Source organism: Cryobacterium sp. M91 (assembly GCF_002929615.1).
Taxonomy (GTDB): Bacteria; Actinomycetota; Actinomycetes; order Actinomycetales; family Microbacteriaceae; genus Cryobacterium; species Cryobacterium levicorallinum.
In genome coordinates, this window is the sequence record NZ_PJJT01000090.1 from 349 (window position 1) to 24,502 (window position 24,154).

The following is a 24,154-nucleotide window of genomic DNA, read 5'->3' on the forward strand; positions in this document are numbered from 1 at the left end:
CCCCCCCCCCGCAATGGAAGGTCGGGGAGTTAGCGGCGGAGGCGCAGCCAAAGACCGGCCAGGGGTGGCAGGGTCAGGGTTGCGGAGGCGGGGCGACCGGCCCAGGGCTCGTTGTAGGCCTCGACGCTGCCCTGGTTACCCACCCCGGAACCACCGAAGTCTCCGGCATCCGTGTTGAGAATCTCCTCCCACGCTCCGGCGAATGGCAGCCCCACCCGGTAGTCCGTGTGCGGCTGCCCGGCGAAGTTGAAGAAGCACGCGACCGGAACGCCGTGGTTGTCCCAGCGCAGGAACGACACGATGTTTTGGCTCGCGGCACCGCCGTCGAGCAGCTCAAAACCACCCGGGTCGTTGTCGCGGCTCCACAGACTCGCGTTGTCGCGGTAGACCCGGTTGAGCTGACCGACCAGGTTGAACAGGCCGCGGTGCGCCGGCTGGTCGAGCATCCACCAGTCCAGGCCGCGCTCCTCGCTCCACTCCGAACGTTGTCCGAACTCGCTGCCCATGAACAACAGCTGCTTGCCCGGGTGCGCCCACATGAATGAGAGGTAGGCGCGCACGTTGGCAAGCTGCTGCCAGGAGTCGCCGGGCATCTTCGACACCAGGGCGCCCTTGCCGTGCACGACCTCGTCATGGCTGATCGGCAGCAGAAAATTCTCGCTGAACGCGTAGATGAACGAGAACGTGATGTCGTTGTGGTGGTACGAGCGGTACATCGGGTCGACCTGCATATACTCGAGCGAGTCGTGCATCCAGCCCATGTTCCACTTGAACCCGAAGCCGAGCCCGCCGCCGCTGGTCGGCGCCGTGACCCCGCCCCAGTTGGTGGATTCCTCAGCGATCATGATGGTGCCGGGGTTGCGTTTGTAAGCGGTCGCGGTGATCTCCTGCAGCAGGCTGATCGCCTCGAGGTTCTCGTTGCCGCCATACTGGTTCGGCTCCCACTGGCCGTCTTCGCGCGAATAGTCGAGGTAGAGCATCGAGGCGACCGCGTCGACGCGCAGGGCATCAATATGGAATTCCTCGAGCCAGTACAGGGCATTGGCGACGAGGAAATTGCGCACCTGCATCTGACCGAAGTCGAAGATGTACGTTCCCCAGTCCAGCTGTTCACCGCGGCGCGGGTCCGGGTGCTCATACAGGGCCTGACCGTCGAAGCGGGCGAGGGCGAAGTCGTCTTTGGGAAAGTGGCCGGGCACCCAGTCCATGATCACGCCGATGCCGGCCTGGTGCAGCCGATCGATCAGGTAGCGCAGGTCGTCTGGCGAGCCGAACCGGCTGGTCGGCGCGTAATAGCCGCTGACCTGATAGCCCCACGATCCGCCAAACGGATGCTCAGCCAGGGGCATGAATTCCACGTGCGTGAAGCTGAGTTCGTTCAGGTACCCGACCAGCTCGTCGGCGAGTTCCCGGTAACCGAGCCCGGGTCGCCAGGAGCCCACGTGCATCTCGTAGATGCTCATGGCCTGGTTGTGCGGATCGGTGGCGCTACGGTTGGCGAGCCATTCGGTATCCGCCCATTCGTAGTTCGACGCGGTAACGACCGACGCCGTCTGCGGTGGAACTTCGGCGAGGCGGGCCATCGGGTCGGCCTTATCGATCCAGGCGCCGGACTGCGTGAGCAGCTGGAACTTGTAGTTGGTGCCGAGCGCCAGGCCCGGAATGAACAGTTCCCACACGCCGGTGCTGCCCATGTTGCGCATGGCGTGGGTAGAGCCGCTCCACCCGTTGAAGTCACCGATGACCCGCGCGGCCTGCGCGTGCGGCGCCCAGACGGCAAACGAGGTACCGGTCGAACTGGCCGTGACGCCCTGGTGCTGACGGTGGTGTGCTCCCAGCACGTCCCATAGGCGTTCGTGGCGGCCCTCGCCGATCAGGTGCAGGTCGAGTTCGCCGAGGGTCGGAATGAAGCGGTAGGGGTCGTCGCAGATCCACGGTGGCGCCGACTCATAACGGGCTTCGATCGTATAGTCGCTGAGCCCGACGGTGCTTTCGCCCTGCCAGATGCCGTGCGCGAGGTGGGCCAGCTCAACGTGCGACCCGTTGGCGAGAATCGCGAACACCTCGGTGGCGAGTGGACGCAGCGCCCGGATGGAGACGCGCGGGTCGGACACGCCGGTCTGGTGGGCGAGGTGCTGGCCGAGGATTTCGTGCGGGTTGTAGTACCGGCCGGCGGCGACGGCCTCGAGCACGTGCTCGGGTATGGTCGCGGGTTCGATCGGGGCCGAGTTCTCCTGGACTGTGCTGGGTCCGGATTTCGGGGACTGTGCCTTCTTGCCGTCGATTTTCTTTGCCTGACCCTTCGTATCCGTGGACTCGTGCTTCTGGTGTTTCTTGTGTTTCTTGTCTTTTTCTTTGTGACCGCTCATGCTGGGGCCGAAGTGTGCGGTGTGACGTGCAGAATATGCACCGGCTCTGTGAAGGCGTCGAGTCGCACGAAGTTGTCGGCCGCCCAGGTCCAGGTGGCTCCGGAGACTAGATCGTGCACGTCGAAGTTGTCACCGCGGACAATGCCGAACCGGGTGACGTCGAGGTGCACGATCGTTTCGCGCACGGAGTGCGGGTCGACGTTGGCGACGATGATGAGAGCATCCGCTTGGCCGGTGCCGGTGAACGCGGCGTCGAGGTACTTGCTGTAGACCAGAATCGAGTCGTCGTCACTGGCGTGGATGTCGAGGTTGCGCAGTTGCGCCAGCGCCGGATGCTCGGCCCGAATGCGGTTGAGCAGGGTGAGGTAGGGCGCGAGGGACTTGCCGAGTTCCTCGGCCTTGCTCCAGTCGCGCGGCCGATACTCGTACTTCTCGTTGTCGATGCTCTCTTCGGCGCCGGGCCGGGCGACGTTTTCGAACAGGTCGAAACCCGCGTAGACGCCCCAGCTAGGCGCTGCCGTAGCGGCGAGGGCCGCGCGAATCTTGAACGCGGCCGGGCCGCCGAACTGCAGATACTCGGTGAGAATATCCGGCGTGTTCACAAACAGGTTGGGGCGCAGAAAATCGGCCGTGTCGTTGGCGAGGCCGTCGAAGAATTCCTCGAGCTCAGTCTTCGTGTTGCGCCAGGTGAAGTAGGTGTACGACTGCTGGAAGCCGACCTTGCCGAGCGCCTGCATGAGCGCCGGGCGGGTGAACGCCTCGGCCAGGAACACCACGTCGGGCTCGGTCTGATTGACTTCGGCGATCAGCCACTCCCAGAAGTCCAGCGGCTTGGTGTGGGGGTTATCGACCCGAAAGATGCGCACGTCGAGGCTGATCCAGTAGCGGAGCAGGCGCAACGCCTCGAGCCGGATGCCGGCCGGATCGTTGTCGAAATTGATCGGGTAGATGTCCTGGTATTTTTTCGGCGGGTTCTCGGCGTAGGCGATGGAGCCGTCGGGCAGGGTCGTGAACCACTCCGGGTGCTGCTGCACCCAGGGGTGGTCGGGGGAGGCCTGCAGGGCAAAGTCGAGGGCGATCTCAATGCCGAGGTCCGCCGCTTTTTTCAGAAAGGACTTGAAATCGGCGACGGTGCCGAGGTCGGGGTGGATGGCATCGTGGCCGCCGTCGGCCGAGCCGATCGCCCACGGCGAGCCAGGATCACCGGGGGCGACTGTGAGTGAGTTGTTTGGACCCTTGCGGAAGGCCTGCCCGATCGGGTGGATCGGCGGCAGATACAGCACGTTGAACCCCATCGCCGCGACGGCGGGCAGGCGTTTCGCGGCGGTGGGGAACGTTCCGCTCTTCCAGCTGCCATCTTTTTGCCGAACGGCGCCCTCCGAGCGCGGGAAGAACTCGTACCACGAGCCCACCCCAGCCCTGGCACGTTCGACGATGATGGTGCGTTCGGCCGAGAGCGAAGCCAGCCCGGCGAGGGGGTGAGCGGCGATGGCTTGCCGCAGCGCGGCATCCGCGACCGCGAGTAGTCGTGCAGCGGCCGGCTTGCTGGTGTCGGCGAGGGCGGTCGCTGCGGCCTGAAACAGGCGGCGGGCCGCGAGCGGGCGATTCTGGTCGATGGCGGCCTGCTGCAGCAGCGCGCCGCCGATGCTGAACATGAGTTCCACGTCGATGCCGGCCGGAACCTTGATCTGCGCGTTGTGTTCCCAGGTGGCGAACTCGTCGGCATAAGCACGCACCCGATACCTCCAGTGGCCGGCGACGCCGAGGAGCACCTGCACGCCGTAGCGGTCGGTCCCCTCGCCCTGCAGCAGCATGGGATGCCGGGTTTCGCTGCCGTCGGGCGCCGTGAGCTGCAGGTCGACGCCGATCAGGTCGTGGCCCTCACGAAAAGCGGTCGCGCCAAATGGGACGACCTCGCCGGCGAAGGCGCGGGCCGGCCATTGGTTGTCGGTCAGCTGAGGCGAGAGATCGAGAACGGGGATACGGCCAATGGCTGCGCCGGAGGCACCGCTAGCCTCTTGTGGAGACGCACCGGCCGTGGCGCTGCTCGATGCTGTCGGCAGGGTCGTCTTTTTTGCTGCTGTCTTGGCCACAGAATGACCGTAGCGTGAAAGCGTGGCAATCATGCTCGCCTCGCGCCACCCTCGCCCGCGGGACGCGAACATTCGGCGTTACGTGTTCGCCATCTGGCACCCCTAAGGTTGACTTCGTGAAGGCGATCCGCAAATTTACCGTCCGTGCCGTCCTCCCCGCGCCCCTCGCGGCGCTGGAGGAGCTTGCCGGCAATCTTCGCTGGTCGTGGCACGAGCCCACCCGCCAGCTGTTCGAGCGCATCGCCCCCGAGCTCTGGCGCGAGATCGGCACCGACCCGGTCGCCCTGCTCGGCGCCGTCGACCCGCACCGTCTCGACGATCTCGCCCAGAACCACGATTATGTGGCCGAGGTCAACTCCGCCCGAGACGCCCTGCGCGACTATCTGGAGCAGCCGCGCTGGTATCAGAGCCTCGAAGGCGAGAAGCCCGCCGCGATAGCGTATTTCTCACCGGAATTCGGTATCGCCGCCGCGCTGCCGCAATACTCCGGCGGCCTGGGCATTCTGGCCGGCGACCACCTCAAGAGCGCCTCCGACCTCGGTCTGCCACTCGTCGGCGTTGGCTTGTTCTACCGCGCCGGCTACTTCAGCCAGTCCATCTCGCCGGACGGCTGGCAGATGGAAAGCTACCCGCTGCTCGACCCCGACGGGCTGCCGCTCTCCGTGTTGCGCCGAGCCGACGGCTCTGCAGTGCAGGTCTCGCTCGCCCTGCCGGATGACCGAACCCTGCATGCCCGGGTCTGGCAGGCCAAGGTCGGTCGGGTGCGCCTGCTGCTGCTCGACGCCGACATTCCCGAAAACGCCGACGACCTGCGCCTGGTCACCGACCGGCTCTACGGCGGCGGCGGCGAACACCGCCTGTTGCAGGAGCTGCTGCTCGGCATCGGCGGCGCACGCGCCGTCAAACTGTGGAGCTCGCTGCACGGTTTGCCCGAACCCGAAGTGTTCCACACCAATGAGGGCCACGCCGGCTTTCTCGGTCTGGAGCGCATTTCGAGCCTGATCGGCGAGGGCTTGAGCTTTCAGGAAGCCCTGCAGGTGGCCCGCGCCGGAACCGTCTTCACCACCCATACCCCGGTCGCCGCCGGCATCGATCGGTTTGAACGCTCCCTGGTTCGCCGCTATTTCGGCACCGACCTGCTGCCCGGCGTCGACGTGGAGGACCTGCTCGCTCTCGGGGCCGAAAGCTACGCCGGCGGTTCCTCCGACGTGTTCAACATGGCCATTATGGGCCTGCGCTTGGGCCAGCACGCCAACGGCGTGTCGACCCTGCACGGGGAGGTCAGCCGCCGCATGTTCAACGGCCTCTGGCCCGGTTTTGATTCAGCGGATGTCCCGATCACGTCGATCACGAACGGCGTGCACGCCCCGAGCTGGACCGACCCGGCGCTCAAGAGCCTCGCGCTGAATAAACTCGGCACCAGTGACACGTCAACGGCCAACTGGGCCTCCGGTGAGGTCTCGGACCAGGATCTCTGGTCGGTGCGCGGTCAGATGCGCCTACAGTTCGTCGAGGATGCCCGCCGCCGCTTGCTGAACGCCTGGCGCGACCAGAACCCGGGGGGCATCGCTCCGGCCTGGATCGGCCGGGTCTTCGACCCGAACGTGCTGACCATCGGATTCGCCCGCCGCGTGCCCACCTACAAGCGCCTGACCCTGATGATGCACGACCCCGCGCGCTTGCGTGCCCTGCTACTGCACCCGGAGCATCCGATTCAGATCGTGATTGCCGGCAAATCGCACCCCGCCGATGAGGAAGGCAAACGGCTGATCCAGAAGATCGTGCAGTTCGCCGCCGATCCGGCGCTGCGCAGCCGCATCGCATTTCTGCCGGACTACAACATTGCGATGGCCCAGTTGATGTATCCGGGAACGGATGTCTGGCTCAACAATCCGCTCCGCCCGCTCGAAGCCTGCGGCACGAGCGGCATGAAGGCTGCGCTGAACGGCGCGCTCAACCTGTCGATCCTTGACGGTTGGTGGCCGGAATATTACGACGGCAAGAACGGCTGGGCGATTCCCTCGGCCGATTCCGCCGGTGATTCCGCTGAACGTGACCGGCTCGAGGCCGAAGCGCTCTACGAGCTGATCGAGCACCAGGTCGCGCCGATGTTCTACGAGCGTAACGCCGACGACGTGCCCGAACGCTGGGTCTCCAACATTCGGCACACGCTTTCGACGCTGTCACCGCAGCTGTCGGCGGATCGGATGGTGAGCGAGTACGTGGAGCGACTGTACCGTCCGGCCGGTCATTTTGAGGCGCTGATGTCGGCCAACAACTACCGGGCCGCCCGCGAACTGGCTGCCTGGAAGGGCAAGATCGTCTCCGCCTGGCCCCAGGTTGCCGTGACCCACGTCGAATCCGGCGGGGTCTCCTCGGTGCCCGAAGTGGGCGACGACCTTCACCTGCGGGCGCACGTGCAGCTGAACGGGCTGTCCGCCGACGATGTGATCGTCGAAGTCGTCTACGGCAAGAGCCTCGGTACCGACGAACTGCGCGATGTCGCGATTCAGGCGCTCGCTCCGGCTTCGCTGAAGAAAGCACCGGCCGGCGGAGCGACCCTGTTCACCGGAACGGTCGAACTCGACCGGGCCGGAGCCTTCGGCTACACCGTTCGGGTCGTGCCCAAGAACGCGCTGCTGATTAGCCCGGCCGAGATGGGTCTGGTCGCCGTCGCGAACTAGCGGTTGCGGCCGGCCCACCGGTTCACGTTGGCCGGCTCACGCTGGCCGGTTCACGTTGGCCGGCTCATGCTGGCCGGCTCATGCTGGTCGGTCAGGGACGCGCGGTGCTGCGCGGAACGAATGCTCCGTGCGCCCGCATCAGCTGCATCGAGGCCCCCGGCACGAACAGGCGAGCGCACGGCGCATGCTCGATGACCGAATCGCGCAGGTCGTCGTGACTGGAATCCCAGAGCAGCGTGTAGGCATCCACTCCCTCGTGTTTGGGCAGGGTGACGGTCTCATCCTGCTCGCGCGCGTTCACCACGAGCAGGATGCGGTTGAAGGCTTCGTGCTCCGGTGTGGACGCCGCCATGTACTGCAGGGTGCGTTCGGTGGGGGAATTCCAGGCGTCACCCTGCAGCGCGTCACCGGCGATGTTGTACCAGTCCAGTTGGCTGGCACTCGGGGTGGTCTCGCCGAACCGGCCGAAGTGTACCGGCCGTAATGCCGGGTTCTCCCGGCGCAGCTGCAGCAGCCGCCGGGTGACTCGGTGCAGGTCCTGCTGCCAATCGTCGAAGTCCCAGTTGAGCCAGGTCAGCTCGCTGTCCTGGCAGTAGGCGTTATTGTTGCCGCGCTGGCTGCGACCGAATTCGTCGCCGGCCGTGAGCATCGGAATTCCGGCCGATAACAGCAGCGTGCCGAGCAGATTACGCATGGCCTTGCGCCTTGTGGCCAGAATCGCCACGTCGCGGGTCGGGCCCTCGACGCCGTGGTTGTAGGAGCTGTTGTTGTCGGTTCCGTCACGGTTCGACTCGCCGTTGCCGAGGTTGTGCTTGCTGTTGTACGCGGTCAGGTCGGCGAGCGTGAACCCGTCGTGTGCGGTGATGAAATTGAGCGAGGCGAGTGGGCCGCGTTTCTCGGAGAACGTGTTCGAGGAACCGGCGACCCGGGTCGCGAACCGTCCGATCCCGCTGCCGGCTGAGCCGCTTTGGCGCAGGCTCTTTATATCCGAAAGCCAGAAGTCGCGCATGCGGTCGCGGTAGCGGTCGTTCCACTCGGTCCAGCCGGGTGGAAAATTGCCGGTCTGCCAGCCGCCCTGGCCGACATCCCACGGCTCCGCGATGAGCTTCACGCCAGCCAGATCCGGGTCGTCGCGAATCTGGGTGAGCAGCGGATGCTCCGGGTCGTAGACGACGCCGCCGTCGCGGCCGAGCGTCGTCGCCAGATCGAAGCGGAACCCGTCGATCTGCACATCGTTGGCCCAGTAGCGCAGCGAATCGAGTACGAGCCGTTTCGGCACGTCGTGGCTGAAGTTGACAGTATTGCCACAGCCGGTCACGTCGATGTAGGCACCGGACTCGTCCTGCCGGTAATAGCCTGCATTGTCGATGCCGCGCAGACTCGTGACCGGGCCGTTCCGACCCTCCTCGGCGGTGTGGTTGTAGACGACGTCAAGGATGACCTCGAGCCCCGCCTCGTGCAGCAGCTTGACCATGCCCTTGAACTCGCGCAGCACCGCTGCCGGCCCGGCGGACTGGGCAGCCTGAGTGGCGTAGTCGGCGTGCGGGGAAAAGAAATTGAGGGTGTTGTACCCCCAATAGTTGATCAAGCCCTGTTTGATCAGGCGCTGCTCGGACACGAACGCCTGCACCGGCAAGAGTTCAACCGCGGTCACGCCGAGGTCCGTCAGGTAAGCGATAGTGGATTCGTGGGCGAGACCGGCGTAGGTGCCCCGCAGTGCGGCCGGAACCAGCGGGTTCATCCGGCTGAGGCCGCGAACGTGCGCCTCGTAGACCACGGTGTGATCGAGGGCCGTGCCCGGTTTCTCGGCGCCGTTCCAATCGAAATCGTCGTCGATCACCGAGGACTGCCACAGTCCGGCGCCGACCCGAACCAGACCACGTGAATACGGTTCGATCAGAGTCTTCTCGGGGTGGAAAGAATTCTGTGGGCTGGCCGGACCTGACACACGGATGCCGTACCGGCGCCCCGGTGACAGCGTGCGCGATTTACCGGACCACACACCATGCGCGTCCTGCGTCATCGGTACGCTTTTGATGATCCAGTTCGGGTCGACCTCGTCGAACAGGCACAGGTCCATGGCGTCGGCATGTTCGGCCCAGACGCGGAGTTCGCCGCCGGCGCTGGTTAGTCGCACACCGAGGTTGCGCAGGGGATCGGCGGAACTCATGGATTCAAGAGTAATCAGTGTGGGGGAGGGTGACGACCACCGGCATCCGCTCGACTGTAAAATGGCAGGCATGGTTGTCTATTTGGATCATGCGGCGACCACGCCCATGCTTCCCGCCGCTATTGCCGCCTACGCCGAAGCGATGAGCGTCGTCGGTAACCCCGCGTCCGTGCACAGCCAGGGTCAAAATGCGAAACGGATGCTCGAAGAGTCGCGTGAAATCGTGGCCACGAGCCTCGCCTGTGACCCGATCGAGGTCGTTTTCACCGGCAGCGGCACCGAGGCGATCAACCTCGGCATCAAGGGTTTGTACTGGGCGCGCGCACCACGCCGGCGCATTCTGGTGCCCGGCGGAGAACACCACGCCACGCTCGACACGGTCGAGTGGCTGGCTCAGCACGAAGACGCCATCGTCGAGTGGATTCCGCTCGACGACCGGGGCCGCATCGACCTCGGCGCGCTCGAGGCCGCCATTGCGCGTGACCCGCTCGATATCGCCCTGGTCAGCGTGATCATGGCCAACAACGAGGTCGGCACCATCGAACCTGTCGCGGAGGTGGCGGCGCTCGCCTCAGCCCACGGAATTCCGGTGCACGTCGATGCGGTCGCTGCCTACGGCTACATACCTGTCGATTTTCGCATCCTCGCGGCCGCGGGCGTGTCGGCGCTGAGCGTCTCGGCGCACAAGGTCCGCGGCCCGGTCGGCATCGGGGCGCTCGTGCTCGGTCGTGCCACGACCGTCGAACCTCTCATCCATGGTGGCGGCCAGCAGCGCAAGGTGCGCAGCGGCACCCAGGATGTCGCGGCGGCGGTCTCGTTCGCGGTGGCGGCATCGGCTCTCATCGCGCACGGCGATGAAAACGCTCGCCTGATGGCGCTGCGCGACCGCGTCATCGCTGGTGTGGCCCTGGTCGCGCCGGGGGCGCAGCTCAACGGCGACCCGACCCACCGGCTGCCCGGTAACGCCCATTTCAGTTTTCCGGGCTGCGAGGGCGACTCGTTACTGTTCGCCCTCGACGTTGCCGGCGTGTCGGTGTCGACCGGATCGGCCTGCCAGGCCGGCGTGCCTGAGCCCTCGCACGTGCTGCGAGCGATGGGACGCAGCGAGGTCGAATCCCGTGGGGCGCTGCGCATCACGCTCGGGCACACGTCGACCGACGCCGACGTCGACGCGCTGCTGGCGGCGCTGCCCGCGGCGCACGCCCTGGCGCTCGCCGCGGGCATGGCCGATCGAGTGCCCGGGCACTGACCCTTACGTTTGCGGGGTCAGCACTGGCGCGTACACTCGTTGGGTGAAGGTTTTAGCAGCAATGAGTGGCGGTGTTGATTCCGCCGTCGCAGCCGCGCGTGCGGTCGAAGCTGGACACGAGGTGGTTGGCGTGCATCTGGCGCTGAGCCGGATGCCGGGCACACTGCGCACCGGCAGCCGTGGCTGCTGCACCGTGGAAGATTCGATGGATGCCCAGCGTGCCGCCAACATCATGGGCATTCCCTACTATGTCTGGGACTTCTCGGAACGGTTCAAACTCGACGTCGTCGACGACTTCATCGCCGAGTACGCCGCCGGCCGCACGCCGAACCCGTGCATGCGCTGCAACGAGAAGATCAAGTTCGCCGCCCTGCTCGAAAAGGCCATGGCCCTCGGCTTCGACGCCGTCTGCACCGGCCACTATGCGAGTATCCTGACGGATGCCGATGGCAACAAGCAACTACACCGCGCGGCCGCCTGGGCGAAAGACCAGTCCTACGTGCTCGGTGTGCTCACCGCCGACCAGATCAACCACTCCATGTTTCCGCTCGGCGCCACGCCGACCAAGGCCGAGGTGCGCGCCGAAGCGGCCGAACGCGGCTTTTCGGTGGCGAACAAGCCCGACTCCTACGACATCTGCTTCATTCCTGACGGTGACACCAAGGGCTGGCTCGGCGAACGCGTCGCCCCGGTCACCGGCGACATTCTCGACCGGGAGGGCAACACGCTCGGCCAGCACGACGGCGCCGTTGCCTTCACCGTGGGCCAGCGTAAAGGGCTGTCGATCGGCACCCCGGCCGCCGACGGCAAGCCGCGCTTCGTGCTCGAGGTGCGCCCGATCACCAACACGGTCGTCGTCGGTCCCAAGGAGGCGCTCGCCATCAAGGAGATCGCCGGCAACAAGTACACCTGGGCGGGGCTTGCCCCCGAACATCCAGATGTCGCGTTCCCCTGTCACGTGCAGATCCGCGCCCACGCCGATCCGGTACCTGCGGTAGCCCAGGTCGTCTCGACCACCGCAGTGACCGGAGTCCCCGGCTCGGTCGAGTTGCGCATCATTCCGAACGAGCCGCTGGCTGGCGTCGCCCCCGGGCAGACCGCCGTGGTGTACGTCGGAACCCGGGTAGTCGGCCAATGCACCATCGACCGCACCGTCAGCGCCGTTCCGGTTGCTGTCACCGCTACTGATTCCACCGCTTCTGTTCCCACCGCTACTGTTTCCACCGCTTCGGCCAGCCCCGTCCCGGTCAATGCCTGAGTCCGTCGCTGCCACCACACCCGCCGCGCTGAGCGCGGCAGCCGCTGAGGCTGTCGACATCACCACCCGCGTGCTCGCCGCCCGTGACGCCTATTACGAGCGCGACACCGTCATCATCTCCGACGCCGAGTACGACCGGCTGGTTCAACACCTCGGCGAACTCGAGCGATTGCATCCCGAGCTGGCGAGCCAGGACAGCCCCACCCAAACGGTCGGCGGTCGAGCTGAAGTCACCCTGTTCGACCCGGTGACACACGCCGAACGCATGCTCAGCCTCGACAACGTTTTCTCTCTCGAAGAATTCGAGGCCTGGGCTCGCAAAGCCGCGGAGAACTCCGGCCGCGCGGTGCACTACCTGTGCGAGCTCAAGATCGACGGCCTCGCCATCAACCTGAGGTACGCCAATGGAGTGCTCGTCTCTGCCGCGACCCGTGGCGACGGGGTCGTCGGCGAAGACGTGACCGAGAATATCGACCTCGTACCCGGCATCCCTAGTCGCCTGGCTGGTACCGGGCATCCGTCACTCATGGAGGTGCGCGGAGAGGTGTTCTTTCCGACGGTCGCGTTCGACGAACTGAACTCGGCGCAGTCCGCGGCCGGCGAGCGGACGTTCGCCAACGCCCGCAACGCTGCGGCCGGGTCGTTGCGGCAGAAAGCCTCCGGCAAAAACGTGGACCCGCTGCGCCTCATGAAGGCGCGCCTGGGCCGGCTGCGCATGCTTGTTCACGGCATCGGTGCCTGGGAGAACCCGCCCGTGCACACCCAGTCCGAGGTCTACGGCCTGCTCCAAGGTTGGGGGCTGCCGACCAGCAGCTACTTTCGTGTGGTCCCCTCGGTCGCCGAGGCGGCTGAGTTCATCGAGTATTACGGAGCCCACCGCGGCAGCGTCGTACACGAGCTCGATGGCATCGTGATCAAGATCGATGAGCTCGCCCTGCACGCCGAGCTTGGCGCGACCAATCGGGCGCCGCGCTGGGCAATCGCCTACAAGTACCCACCCGAGCAGGTCAACACGAAACTGCTCGATATCGTCGTGAGTGTCGGCCGCACCGGCCGCGCCACCCCCTTCGCGGTCATGCAGAAAGTACTCGTGGCCGGCAGCGAGGTACGCCAGGCGACACTGCATAACCAGGACGTCGTCAAGGCCAAGGGGGTCCTGATCGGCGACACGATTGTGCTGCGCAAGGCCGGCGACGTCATTCCCGAGGTGCTGGGCCCGGTCGTCGAACTGCGCGACGGCACCGAACGCGAATTCGTCATGCCCCAGAACTGCCCGGAATGCGGCACCCCGCTGGCCCCGGCCAAAGAGGGCGACATCGACCTACGCTGCCCGAACGCGCGCAGCTGCCCCGCGCAGGTACGCGGCCGGGTCGAACACATTGGCAGCCGTGGGGGGCTCGACATCGAGGTGCTCGGCGAGGTCGCGGCTTCTGCGCTCACTCAGCCGACCGTGCCGGTCGACCCGCCGCTGTCGACCGAGGCCGGCTTGTTCGCCCTGAGACTGGCCGACCTGTTGCCAATCCAGGTGATCGTGCGCGACGCCGAAACGGGCTTGCCGAAGGAAGACGACGGGGTTGCGAAAATTCGTATGCCGTTTTGTCGCAATCCGAGTCCGGCCGAGAAGAAGCAGGGTCTGACCGGCCTGCAGCCGTCCTCCAGCGCGCTCAAGCTCCTGGCCGAGATCGAGAAGGCCAAGACGAAGCCGCTGTGGCGCATTCTGGTGAGCCTGAACATCCGTCATGTCGGCCCGGTCGCCGCCCGGGCATTGGCCAACCACTTCGGCTCACTCGACGCCGTTCGTGCGGCGACCCGCGAAGAACTCGCCGGGGTCGACGGGGTTGGCGGCATCATCGCCGACGCAGTGCTCGCCTGGTTCGTGGTGGACTGGCACGTCGATATCGTCACCCAGTGGGCTGCGGCCGGCGTGCAGTTCGCCACCCCGGGCCATCCCGGTCCGGGCGCGGCCGAGGCCGCCGGGGGAGTGCTCGCGGGGCTGACCGTCGTGGCCACCGGATCCCTCGAGGGCTTCACCCGGGAGGGCGCGCAGGAAGCTATCATCGCCGCCGGCGGTAAAAGCGCATCGAGCGTGTCCAAGAACACCGACTTCGTGGCAGCCGGGCCGGGCGCGGGATCGAAACTCGGCAAGGCCGAAACCCTCGGCATCCGAATCCTCGACGCCGACGAATTTCGAACTCTGCTCACGGAGGGGCCGGCCGGGTTGGCGACCGTGCCGGCATCCACGTAGGCTGCTGCACCGGCGCCGCGCTGAACGCGGGGCGGCACTCGCAAATGCCACCCCGCCGAACGCCGCGCCCAAATTAGAGCGTGTGCTGGTTGCGCTTTCGGTGTGGATTACTATCCGAACTCGAGTTCACGCCCGCATTCGTCAAGTCCGAGGGTAGAACACGCTGCGGCGAGTTCGTTCAACGGTGCCCTATTCGGGCTTGAGGATGACTTTGGTCCACCCGTCGTTGCGGTCACCGAAGTTCTTGTAGGCATCCACGGCTTTACTGAGCGGGACCTCGTGCGAAACGATCCACGACGGCTTGGCTTTGCCGACGGCAATCAGGTCGCGCAGTTGTCGATTATATTTCTTCACCGGGCATTGGCCGCTGCCCATACTCTGGCCTTTGAGCCACTGCAAGCCGTAGTCAATAGCAAGTTTGCCCTGTTTGGCGTTCTCGTCGAAGCCGCCGGGATCCGCCGGCAGGAAGACACCGACTACGCCGATGCCCCCGGTGATGCGCACGGACTGAATCAGCCGGTTCAGAGTCATGGCAGGATCCTCGGTGCCCTGGGGGTCGTGAGCCTGATAGCCGACGCATTCACATCCACGGTCAGCGCCGATACCCTTGGTCTGGTCCAGTACGAATTGCACCGGGTCCGTCTTCGAGTCATCAACGGCGATCGCGCCGATCTGCTCGGCCAGGGCCAGCCGGTCGGGGCGTCGGTCCACAACCCAGACTTTACTGGCGCCCTTGATCGTGGCAGACAGGGCAGCCATGAGTCCGACCGGGCCAGCGCCGTAGATCACGACCGTGTCACCGGGCATGACGCCGGCCATCTCGGTAGCGTGGTAGCCGGTAGGGAAGATGTCCGAGAGCATCACGTAATCGTTTTGCTTTTCTACGGCATCTTCACCCAGGCGCAGGCAGTTGTTGTCGCCGTAGGGCACACGCAGCATTTGGGCCTGCCCGCCGGGGTACGGACCCATGCCAGCAAAGCCGTAGGCGGCGCCGGCGCCGACGGGGTCTGGTTGAGTGGTCATGCAGTAGTTCGTGAAACCGCGTTCGCAGTTCTTGCAAAACCCGCAAGAAATATTGAACGGCAGTACGACGAGCTCGCCGACCTTGACCGCATCGACGCCGTTACCGACCTCGATGACCTCGCCCATGTTTTCGTGGCCAAACGTGCGTCCGACCGCGAAATCGGTACGTCCCTCATACATGTGCAGGTCTGAACCGCAAATATTTGTCGCTGTGATGCGCACGAGAACGTCAGTGGGGCGTTCGATCTTGGCATCTGGAACTTCTTCCACGGCGACCTCATTGGGTCCTTTGTAAACGACTGCTTTCATTTTTTCACTCCCTGAATTTGTGACCGTGTAGGACGGAGGGTCCGCCTTCACTTTCGGAGGTATTGAATGGATGAATGTCCGACAGCCCTAGACTGTGCAGAACATGAGCATGTATCAGTTTTATCACAATCCGACGGGACCTGCCACTGTGCTCCCGGAGGGGTGGCTGGCAGCGCGGTAACCATATTCAGCGCCCTCCGCCTGGCCGGAGCGCGCTTCAGAAATAAGTGGGCGGCGTCAGAGAATATCGAGCGGTTGTTTGCTGCGGGGCGCCGGGAATGCGCTATCCAGCGACAGGCAATCCTCGGCGTCGAGAACCACCGCGCCCGCGCCGACATTCTGCTGCACGTGCTCGAGCGAGGATGCTTTGGGGATCGCGATGACGCCCGGTTGCCTGATGACCCAGGCCAGCGCGATCTGGGCACCAGTCACTCCGTGGCGCTCTCCGATTTCGGCCAGTAGCGGATGCTCGAGCAGGGTCGGTCCCTGACCGAGTGGCGAGTACGCCATGAGCGGCATGCCTGCGCGTTGTTGCCAGGGCAGGAGATCAAACTCGATGCCCCGACTGCCGAGGTTGTAGAGCACCTGATTGGTGGCGCATCCGTCTGGTGCTCGCTCCAGGTCATCTTGGTCGAAATTCGATAACCCCCAGCTCCGGATCTTGCCCGCTGCACGGAGGTGTTCGAACCCGTCAACGGTCTCGGACAATGGAACACCGCCAGACCAATGCAGGAGGTAGACATCGAGCCGATCGGTTCCGAGCCGGCGCAGGCTGCGCTCGCACGCCGCCACCACGCCGCTCTGGCTCGCGTTGTGTGGATAGACCTTGCTCACCAGCACGACGTCATCGCGTCGGCCTCGGATGGCCTCGCCGACCAGTTCTTCCGAGGCGCCATCGCCATACATTTCGGCCGTGTCGATCACGATCAGGCCGGCATCGATCCCCGCGCAGAGGGCCGACACCTCGGCCTTTCGCTTCGCAGCGTCCTCACCGAGATGCCAGGTTCCCTGGCCGATGACGGGCACCTGGACGCCGTTGAAGAAGTCGGTTTCGCGCATGTGGTTCCTTACCTAGTGTGCATTTCCAGACGTTCTGGCTTACGTATTTTCAAGACTCAAAACAATCTTGCCCAGGTGCGAGTTCGCGGCCATGAGATCCTGCGCTTGTTGAACTTCGGTCCAGGGCAGGATCCGATCAATCGATGGGCGCAGTGCTGCGAAAGCCGGATCGACGTCGGACAGCAGCGCGGTGACGATAGCGGCTTTCTCCGCAGCGTCACGGGTACGAAAAGTGACCCCGATGATGCTTATTCGTTTGAAGGCCAGTGCTTCCAGATCAAGATCACCGTGGGCACCACCGAGGCGCCCCACACCGACTACGCGTCCCCGGAGCGCGGCGCAGCGAATATTATCCGCCAGATAGGGGCCGCCGACATGGTCGACGATGACGTCGACCCCGCGGCCATCCGTGAGTTCCAAAACCCGATTTGCAAAACCAGCCTCGCCAACCTCGACCACGTGATCGGCACCCGAAAAACGGAGCAGATCTGTTGCCCGGTCCGTGCGAACGGTGGCAATGATCAGTCCAGCGCCGAGATATTTTGCCAGCTGTACGCACTGAAGCCCCACCGTTGAGGCCGCCGCATGAACGAGCACCGTTTCGCCCGGCTCAAGCTCACCCGCAGTGCGGAGCGCGTTGTGCTCGGTCATCAACCCGAGGATGGCAGCAGCACCCTCCGCGTAGGTCCACGCCGGCGGAATCGGTATGACCAGCGCAGCGTCGACAACGACTTCCTCGCTCAAACCTCCACTGACGATGGCCATGACGCGGTCCCCGACGTGAACGCCCCTCACCTCGCTTCCCACCGTGACAACGTCGCCCGCGGCATCGAGCCCCACGACGACCGGACCGCTGCCCGGGTTGACCGGCTGGTGGGTTCCCGCGCGCTGGCCCAGGTCGGCACGGTTCACCGAAGCATTCCGCACACGGATCTTCACCTGATGCGGGCCCGGTGCAGGGCTTGAGAGATCCCGCATCGACAACACGGATCCGCCCGGCTTCTGCTCGACAACAATTGCTCTCATATCTGCCAGTGTGCTACTTCACGGTTACTTCCTGCCGAAATTTCGGCTCAGTGGAGACTTTTTTCTCCTCGTCGGCGATGCCTGGTTTTGTACGATCAACGCGAATCGCCTACCGGTGCCGGTGTCGGCGCCGGTCCTGGGCAGCGGATACGGACTTCACCAGGGGCGCGGGTGCCCACCTAACGCGGTCGGCGAATCGGGCGCGCGGCGGCTGGCGAATAGGATTGAATTATCCACCCCAATGCGTATCGGAGCACCATGTCTGAAATCACGGCCGAGCAGGTTGCCCATTTGGCATACCTTGCCCGGATCGACCTCAGCCCCCTCGAGATCACCAGTCTCACCCGTGACCTCGGCCAGATCGTCGACTCGATTGCCAAGGTCTCCGAGGTGGCCACCGCTGACACCCCGGCCACGAGCCACCCGATGCCGCTGACCAACGTCTACCGTGAGGACGTCGTCGTGCCGTCGCTGACGGTCGAGCAGGCCCTGTCCGGCGCCCCCGACCGCGCTGGCGACAAATTTCGCGTGCCCGCCATTCTGGACGAGGAGTAACCATGACCTATCTCACCAAGCTCTCCGCCGCCGCGCTCAGCGACCTCCTGGTGCGCAAGGAGGTCAGCGCGGTTGAGGCGACCCGCGCCCACCTCGACCACATCACGGCCGTCGACACCGACCTGCACGCTTTTCTGCACGTCGCCGCTGACGCCGCCCTGGCGACCGCCGCCGAGATCGACGCCCGCCGCGCAGCCGGTGAGGCGCTGAACCCGCTCGCCGGCGTGCCGATCGCGATCAAGGACGTGCTCGCCACCCAGGACATGCCCACCACCGCGGGGTCAAGAATTCTCGAGGGCTGGGTTCCGCCCTACGACGCGACCGTCGTTGCCCGACTGCGTGCGGCCGGCCTCGTGCCGCTCGGCAAGACCAACATGGACGAGTTCGCCATGGGCTCCTCCACCGAACACTCCGCCTACGGAATTACCCGCAACCCGTGGGACCGCGATCGTATCCCCGGTGGCTCCGGCGGTGGCTCGGCCGCGGCTGTCGCCTCGTTCCAGGCACCGCTCGCCCTCGGCAGCGACACCGGCGGATCCATCCGCCAGCCAGCCGCCGTCACCGGCTCGGTCGGCGTCAAGCCCACCTATGGCGGAGTCTCCCGCTACGGCGCCATCGCGCTCGCCTCGAGCCTCGACCAGGTCGGCCCCGTCTCTCGCACGGTCTACGACGCCGCCCTGCTGCACGACGTCATCGGTGGCCACGACCCGCTCGACTCCACCTCGCTGACCGACAGCTGGCCGTCGATGGCCGCAGCCGCCCAGGCAGGTCTCAAGGACGGCGCCCTCAAGGGCGTGCGCATCGGAGTTATCAAGGAACTCTCCGGCGACGGCTTCCAAGCCGGCGTCACCCAGCGCTTCAACGAAACCCTCGCGCTGCTCGTCGCCGCCGGCGCCGAGATCACCGAGATTTCCGCCCCGAACTTCGAGTACGCCGTCGCGGCCTACTACCTGATCCTGCCGGCCGAAGCGTCGAGCAACCTGGCCCGCTTCGACTCGGTGCGGTTCGGCATCCGCGTCAACCCGGCCAGCGGCTCGCTCACCAGCGAGCACGTGATGAGCGCCACCCGCGAGGCCGGTTTCGGGGCAGAGGTCAAGCGCCGCATCATCCTCGGCACCTACGCCCTGAGCGCTGGCTACTACGACGCCTACTATGGCAGCGCGCAGAAGGTGCGCACGCTCATTCAGCGTGACTTCGCCGCCGCGTTCAGCCAGGTCGACGTGCTCATGTCGCCCAGCTCCCCGACGACCGCGTTCAAATTCGGTGAAAAGCTAGCCGACCCGATGGCCATGTACATCAACGACGTCACCACCATCCCGGCGAACCTCGCCGGCGTGCCCGGAATGAGCATCCCGATCGGGCTCGCGCCGGAAGACGGCCTGCCGGTCGGCTTGCAGATCATGGCCCCCGCCAAAGCGGATGCCCGCCTCTACACCGTCGGCGCCGCGATCGAGCAGCTTCTCGAAGCGAGCTGGGGGCACACCATGCTCAGCCAGGCCCCAGCACTGACCCCGACCGAAATGTTTGCCAGCGAAGAGGGAGCCGTCTAATGGCCAAGCCAGAATTGATGGACTTCGACAAAGCGCTCGAATTGTTCGAGCCGGTGCTCGGCTTCGAGGTGCACGTCGAACTCAACACCAAAACCAAAATGTTCTGCGGCTGCGCCAACGAGTTCGGCTCCGGCGCCAACACGAACACCTGCCCCACCTGCCTCGGTCTGCCGGGCGGGCTGCCGCAGGTGAACAAGAAGGCGCTGGAATCCAGCATCCGTTTGGGGCTGGCATTGGGTTGTGAAATCGCGGAACACTCGCGGTTCGCCCGCAAGAACTACTTCTACCCCGACACGGCGAAGAACTTTCAGACCAGCCAGTACGACGACCCAATCTGCCATGACGGATCGATCACGATCGAACTCGAAAGCGGACGTCAGGTCACCGTCGAGATCGAACGTGCCCACATGGAAGACGATGCCGGCAAGCTCACCCACATGGGTGGTGCGACCGGACGCATCCAGGGTGCCGACTATTCGCTGGTCGACTACAACCGCGGCGGCGTGCCGCTGGTCGAAATCGTCACCCAGATGATCGAGGGTGCCGAACACGACGCCCCCGAGATCGGCAAGACCTACGTCGCGGCCATTCGCGAGATCGCCAAGGCGCTCGGCGTCTCCAACGCCCGGATGGAAGAGGGCAACGTGCGGTGCGACGCCAACGTCTCCCTGCGCCCGCGCGGGTCGAACGTGCTCGGCACCCGCACCGAAACCAAGAACGTCAACTCCCTGAGAAGCGTCGAACGCGCCGTGCGCTACGAGATCCAGCGTCAGGCGGCCGTGCTGTCTGGTGGCGGCACCATCACGCAGGAGACCCGGCATTGGCACGAAGACACCGGCATCACGAGCGCCGGTCGGCCCAAGAGCGACGCCGACGACTACCGCTACTTTCCGGAGCCCGACCTGCTGCCGATGGCGCCGTCGCGCGCCTGGGTCGAAGAGTTGCGCCTCACTCTGCCGGAGCCGCCCGCGGCCCGCCGCAAGCGTCTGCAGGCGGCGTGGGGTTTTGTGAACCTCGAGTTCCAGGACGTCGTGAATTCCGACCTGCTCGACGCGGTCGAGGCGACCGTCGCCGCCGGGGCATCCGCTCAGGCTGCGCGCAAGTGGTGGACCGGCGAGATCGCCCGGCTCGCCAACGTGGCCGGGGTCGCGGCCGACTCGCTCGTCACGCCGGAGCAGCTTGCCGCGCTGATCCAGCTGGTCGAGGCTGGCACCCTCACCGACCGCATGGCCCGCCAGGTGCTCGAAGGCGTCATCGCCGGCGAGGGTACCCCTGCCGAGGTCGTCGAGAACCGTGGCCTGGCCGTAGTGTCCGACGACGGCGCGCTCATCGCGGCCATTGACGCCGCGCTGAGCGGTCAGCCCGACGTGCTCGCCAAGATTCGCGATGGCAAGGTGCAGGCCGCCGGCGCGGTCATTGGCGCGGTCATGAAGGCCATGCGTGGCCAAGCGGATGCCGCGCGCGTGCGCGAGCTCGTGCTCGAACGCGCCCAGGCGATCGAGTAGCACGTGACAACTCAGGCTTTCGGCGTGGGCGTGCAGGTGATCGTGCACCTCGACCGCACCCGCTTTCCCGACTCCCTGATCGACGACCCGATCGGTGTGATCGTGGCTGCGGGGGAGTCGGAGGGGTCTGGGCTGTACGCACCGACCGTGGTGCGGGAAAAGTTCTGGGTGGTTCAGTTCGAGCAACCGTTCTTTGGCCTCGATGGCTCCGGCCCGCACGATTCGGCGCGCATTCCGCAGGGCCTCCTCGAAGCGGCGCCGGAGGCGTGACCGCTCCGGGGCCGGTCGGGCGTGAGCCATCGCAGCGGGACATCCGTCGGTGGCGGCAATACCTGGCCGACGAGCGGGCTGAGGCCGCGGTCTATCGTGACCTCGCCAACCGTCGGGCCGGTGAGGAGCGCCAGATTCTGCTCGCCCTCGCCGAAGCCGAGGGACGACACGAAGATCACTGGCGCCAACTGCTCGGCAGCGACGTGGGCTCGCCACGTCGTGGTGCCCTGCGCACCCGGTTTCTGGGGCTGCTGGCCCGCCGGTTCGGTTCGGTGTTCGTGCTCGCTCTCGCCCAACGGGCCGAGAGCCGCTCGCCCTACGATGCGGATGCCGACGCGACCAACGCGATGGCGGCCGACGAAACCGTGCACGAAGAGGTCGTGCGCGGCCTCGCCGCGCGCGGTCGCAAACGCCTGTCCGGTACCTTTCGCGCCGCCGTGTTCGGCGTCAATGACGGCCTGGTCAGTAACCTGGCCCTCGTGCTCGGCATCGGCGCCACCGGCGTACCGGCTGCAACGATTCTGTTCACCGGGATTGCCGGGTTGTTGGCCGGGGCGCTCTCGATGGGCGCTGGCGAATATGTCTCGGTGCGGTCCCAGCGGGAGTTGCTCGAAGCATCCACTCCGGCGGCACCGGCCAAGAGTGTGCTCTCGCACCTCGACCTCGCCGCCAACGAGCTGACCCTGGTCTACCGGGCCCGCGGTATGTCCGAGGATGAGGCCGAGACCTATGCCCGTGGCGTGCTGGCCACCGCGTATGCGGCGACCGGTCCGATTTCCGCGGTCACCAACGCGGCCGTCGAGCCCGACGAGCACGAAGCCATCGGCACGGGCACCGGCGCGGCCCTGTCGAGCTTCTGCTTCTTCGCATCCGGAGCGCTGCTGCCCGTGCTGCCCTACCTGTTCGGCCTGACCGGCTACCCGGCCATGATCCTGGCGACCGTCCTGGTCGGCGTGGCCTTGCTCGCGACCGGCGCCGTCGTCGGTTTGCTCTCCGGCGGGCCGCCGCTGAAGCGTGCCCTGCGGCAGCTCGTCATCGGCCTCGGCGCAGCCGCGGTGACCTATCTGCTCGGATGGGTGTTCGGCGCCTCGATCGGCTGACCCGCGGCCGGGCCGACAACGACGGCGAGTCCGGTCTGACCGCACCACCGGAACGCGTGTGCCCCATCGGCCAGTAGAGCCGGTGACGACGCCGGGTCGCGCAGGCGCTCGGTCAGCCCTGGCAGGCGCAGCAGCGCGCCGGTGGCGAGGTGGGCGTCGGTCGAGACGACGACCCGTGCGCTGGCGTTGATGAGCGTCACCCGCACACCGCTGGCGCCGAGGCGCGGCACGAGTTGGCGCTCGAGCTGATCTACCGACAGGTCGATTCCGACCACACCGATCAGCTCGGTCCCGCCGCGGTAGACCGGCAGGGTCAACGTGAGGGTGTATTCATCGGTGCACAGATAGTCCACGTAGGGCCCGGTCACGTGGCGGCGCCGGGTCTGGGCGGGAACGCGCCACCATTCCAACGCCGTGTAGTCGCGAAAACTCTCGTCGCGGGGGTCTTCAACCGTTTCCAGATGACGGATGCCGGTGGCCGGCAGCGCAGACCCCGCCGGGTTCTGCCCGCCCAGCCACCAGGCCAGGTGCCAGCCCAGGAAGCTCGGCGCGGAGACGAAACCGGCCCCGATCACCATCCCATCGGCGTCGGCGAATTCCGTTCGCATCAGGGTCTCGATCAAGGGATCGAGTGTGGTTCGGCCGCACTCGGGCTGGCTGGCGCAGTCTTCGACCTGCGCGGCCCAGCCCACGAGGCGTGCGAACACCGGGTCGAAGACGGCCGCTATCCAGGACACGCTGGCGAAGCCATGCGCCTCGTTGTGAACGAGCGGCTCGAACGTCATAAGCGGGTGTCCTCGGGCTCCGGTGTCGTTGTTCTGGCTTGCATCGGTGACACGGGGTCCTGTTCCAGAATGGACTTGGCCTCGATCAGCCACTCGATGGAGTCGGTGATCTGGTTCACGGTGAGCTGCCTGGCTCGAGCGCCGTTCTCGGCGACGAGGGCGGCGACCGTCTCCCGTTGTACCGCTCGGCAGCGTTCCCGCCGAAGTGGTTCGCTCAGGCTGAGCCAGAGCAGGGAGCCAAATTCGGCCTGCAAGCGCAGTTCTTCGCGCACAAGCCGGGCGGACTGGCTCAGCGCGGCCACCTCGAGACGGAACGTACCGTGGCCGCGGCGCGCGGCATCCGCTGTGAGGGCATCGGAGCGATCGAGAATGCGCTCGAGGTTGTCGATATCGGCTGCACTGGCGCGGTCGGCGGCGAGTTCGGCGGCCAGACCGGCGATCGCGGAATAGTGCACGCCGAAGTCGCGCACCTGAACCCGCGACCAGGCCAGCAGCCGTTCGTCCTGAAAATCGTTCGCGCCGCGCCCGGCGAACGTGACGAAACTGCCGCCGTCGCGGCCGCGCTTGGTGTGCACGAGCTTATTCCGACGCAGAATCTCGAGTGCTTCCCGGGCGGTGACCGTGGCGACGCCGAGCTGCCTGGCCAGCTCGGCCTCGCTCGGCAGACGCTCGCCATCGTGCAGCACCCCGAGCACGATGGCGTCGGTGAGACGCTGCAACACCAGTTCGGCCCGGCCGGCACCGTCGAGCGGCGCGAAAATAGCCGCGCGGGTTCCCGATCCGGCACGGATGGACTGCGGCATGGGCTGCTCATTTCAGGTTGTGACACGACCGTAACATCACGGCGCACTTTCATGACATCTAACTCCATATGATTACCCTGTGAGTGAGCAGGGAGATGTTC

At 65.9% G+C, this 24,154-nt stretch carries 17 protein-coding genes and 1 pseudogene; 9 read left to right on the top strand and 9 right to left on the bottom strand.

Translation table 11 applies throughout. The annotated features are described in order from the left end of the window. Nucleotides 1-29: 29 nt before the first annotated feature. Nucleotides 30-2,369: a 1,4-alpha-glucan branching protein GlgB gene (gene glgB, locus CXY80_RS15635; protein ID WP_104133017.1), complete on the bottom strand. Its 2,340-nt coding sequence runs from the start codon at nt 2,367-2,369 to the stop codon at nt 30-32. Continuing rightward, entirely contained in the window at nt 2,366-4,462 is a 2,097-nt protein-coding gene (locus CXY80_RS15640) for an alpha-1,4-glucan--maltose-1-phosphate maltosyltransferase (RefSeq protein WP_369828708.1), read from the bottom strand. The genes glgB and CXY80_RS15640 overlap by 4 nt, the downstream gene beginning before the upstream one ends. 116 nt (nt 4,463-4,578) lie before the next feature. Here CXY80_RS15640 and glgP point away from each other — a divergent pair, with 116 nt between their 5' ends. Next, complete coding sequence (gene glgP / locus CXY80_RS15645) at nt 4,579-7,146, top strand: alpha-glucan family phosphorylase (RefSeq protein WP_104133019.1); 2,568 nt, start codon at nt 4,579-4,581, stop codon at nt 7,144-7,146. Between the two features lie 91 nt (nt 7,147-7,237). On the opposite strand, the gene glgX is transcribed toward glgP, so the two are convergent. Next, entirely contained in the window at nt 7,238-9,316 is a 2,079-nt protein-coding gene (gene glgX / locus CXY80_RS15650; protein WP_104133020.1) for a glycogen debranching protein GlgX, read from the bottom strand. Nucleotides 9,317-9,386: 70 nt separating this feature from the next. Between glgX and CXY80_RS15655 the strand changes: the two genes are divergently transcribed. From CXY80_RS15655 to ligA, 3 genes are all read left to right on the top strand, one after another. Then, complete coding sequence (locus tag CXY80_RS15655) at nt 9,387-10,565, top strand: cysteine desulfurase family protein (protein ID WP_104133021.1); 1,179 nt, start codon at nt 9,387-9,389, stop codon at nt 10,563-10,565. 61 nt (nt 10,566-10,626) lie between these two features. Then, complete coding sequence (mnmA, locus tag CXY80_RS15660; RefSeq protein WP_104133022.1) at nt 10,627-11,823, top strand: tRNA 2-thiouridine(34) synthase MnmA; 1,197 nt, start codon at nt 10,627-10,629, stop codon at nt 11,821-11,823. Then, the gene (ligA, locus tag CXY80_RS15665; RefSeq protein ID WP_104133023.1) at nt 11,816-14,068 is read left to right on the top strand and encodes an NAD-dependent DNA ligase LigA; all 2,253 of its coding nucleotides are present in this window, start codon (nt 11,816-11,818) and stop codon (nt 14,066-14,068) included. Before mnmA ends, ligA begins: the two co-directional genes overlap by 8 nt. Nucleotides 14,069-14,257: 189 nt before the next feature. Here the strand turns inward: ligA and CXY80_RS15670 are convergent, their stop codons facing one another. The 4 genes and pseudogenes from CXY80_RS15670 to CXY80_RS20840 form a co-directional block, all read right to left on the bottom strand. Further along, nucleotides 14,258-15,400 (bottom strand): glutathione-independent formaldehyde dehydrogenase, encoded by a 1,143-nt coding sequence (locus CXY80_RS15670; protein WP_092451956.1) that lies wholly within the window; start codon nt 15,398-15,400, stop codon nt 14,258-14,260. 237 nt (nt 15,401-15,637) lie between these two features. Then, nucleotides 15,638-16,459, bottom strand: a complete 822-nt coding sequence (locus tag CXY80_RS15675; protein ID WP_092451954.1) for an aldo/keto reductase — start codon at nt 16,457-16,459, stop codon at nt 15,638-15,640. A 39-nt stretch (nt 16,460-16,498) separates the two neighbouring features. After that, nucleotides 16,499-17,224: a zinc-binding dehydrogenase gene (locus CXY80_RS15680; RefSeq protein ID WP_233195424.1), complete on the bottom strand. Its 726-nt coding sequence runs from the start codon at nt 17,222-17,224 to the stop codon at nt 16,499-16,501. A gap of 6 nt (nt 17,225-17,230) precedes the next feature. Further along, a pseudogene (locus CXY80_RS20840) lies at nt 17,231-17,485 on the bottom strand (alcohol dehydrogenase catalytic domain-containing protein); the annotation flags it as partial. A gap of 258 nt (nt 17,486-17,743) precedes the next feature. Here CXY80_RS20840 and gatC point away from each other — a divergent pair. From gatC to CXY80_RS15705, 5 genes are read left to right on the top strand one after another with little or no spacing between them, the layout of a single operon-like run. After that, nucleotides 17,744-18,040 (top strand): Asp-tRNA(Asn)/Glu-tRNA(Gln) amidotransferase subunit GatC, encoded by a 297-nt coding sequence (gene gatC / locus CXY80_RS15685; RefSeq protein ID WP_092451940.1) that lies wholly within the window; start codon nt 17,744-17,746, stop codon nt 18,038-18,040. Between the two features lie 2 nt (nt 18,041-18,042). After that, on the top strand, nt 18,043-19,590 hold the full coding sequence (gene gatA / locus CXY80_RS15690; protein ID WP_104133024.1) for an Asp-tRNA(Asn)/Glu-tRNA(Gln) amidotransferase subunit GatA: 1,548 nt from the start codon (nt 18,043-18,045) through the stop codon (nt 19,588-19,590). Then, nucleotides 19,590-21,095 carry an Asp-tRNA(Asn)/Glu-tRNA(Gln) amidotransferase subunit GatB gene (gene gatB, locus CXY80_RS15695; protein WP_104133025.1) on the top strand — a complete coding sequence of 502 codons (1,506 nt, stop codon included), beginning with the start codon at nt 19,590-19,592 and terminating at the stop codon, nt 21,093-21,095. Before gatA ends, gatB begins: the two co-directional genes overlap by 1 nt. Before the next feature lie 3 nt (nt 21,096-21,098). Next, complete coding sequence (locus CXY80_RS15700; protein ID WP_092451934.1) at nt 21,099-21,365, top strand: hypothetical protein; 267 nt, start codon at nt 21,099-21,101, stop codon at nt 21,363-21,365. Continuing rightward, nucleotides 21,362-22,465 carry a VIT1/CCC1 transporter family protein gene (locus CXY80_RS15705; RefSeq protein WP_092451932.1) on the top strand — a complete coding sequence of 368 codons (1,104 nt, stop codon included), beginning with the start codon at nt 21,362-21,364 and terminating at the stop codon, nt 22,463-22,465. Before CXY80_RS15700 ends, CXY80_RS15705 begins: the two co-directional genes overlap by 4 nt. On the opposite strand, the gene CXY80_RS15710 is transcribed toward CXY80_RS15705, so the two are convergent. Then, complete coding sequence (locus CXY80_RS15710; protein ID WP_104133026.1) at nt 22,426-23,250, bottom strand: PDC sensor domain-containing protein; 825 nt, start codon at nt 23,248-23,250, stop codon at nt 22,426-22,428. The two genes, CXY80_RS15705 and CXY80_RS15710, sit on opposite strands and share 40 nt — an antisense overlap. Next, nucleotides 23,247-24,053: a FadR/GntR family transcriptional regulator gene (locus CXY80_RS15715; RefSeq protein ID WP_092451928.1), complete on the bottom strand. Its 807-nt coding sequence runs from the start codon at nt 24,051-24,053 to the stop codon at nt 23,247-23,249. The genes CXY80_RS15710 and CXY80_RS15715 overlap by 4 nt, the downstream gene beginning before the upstream one ends. Nucleotides 24,054-24,154 lie beyond the last annotated feature (101 nt).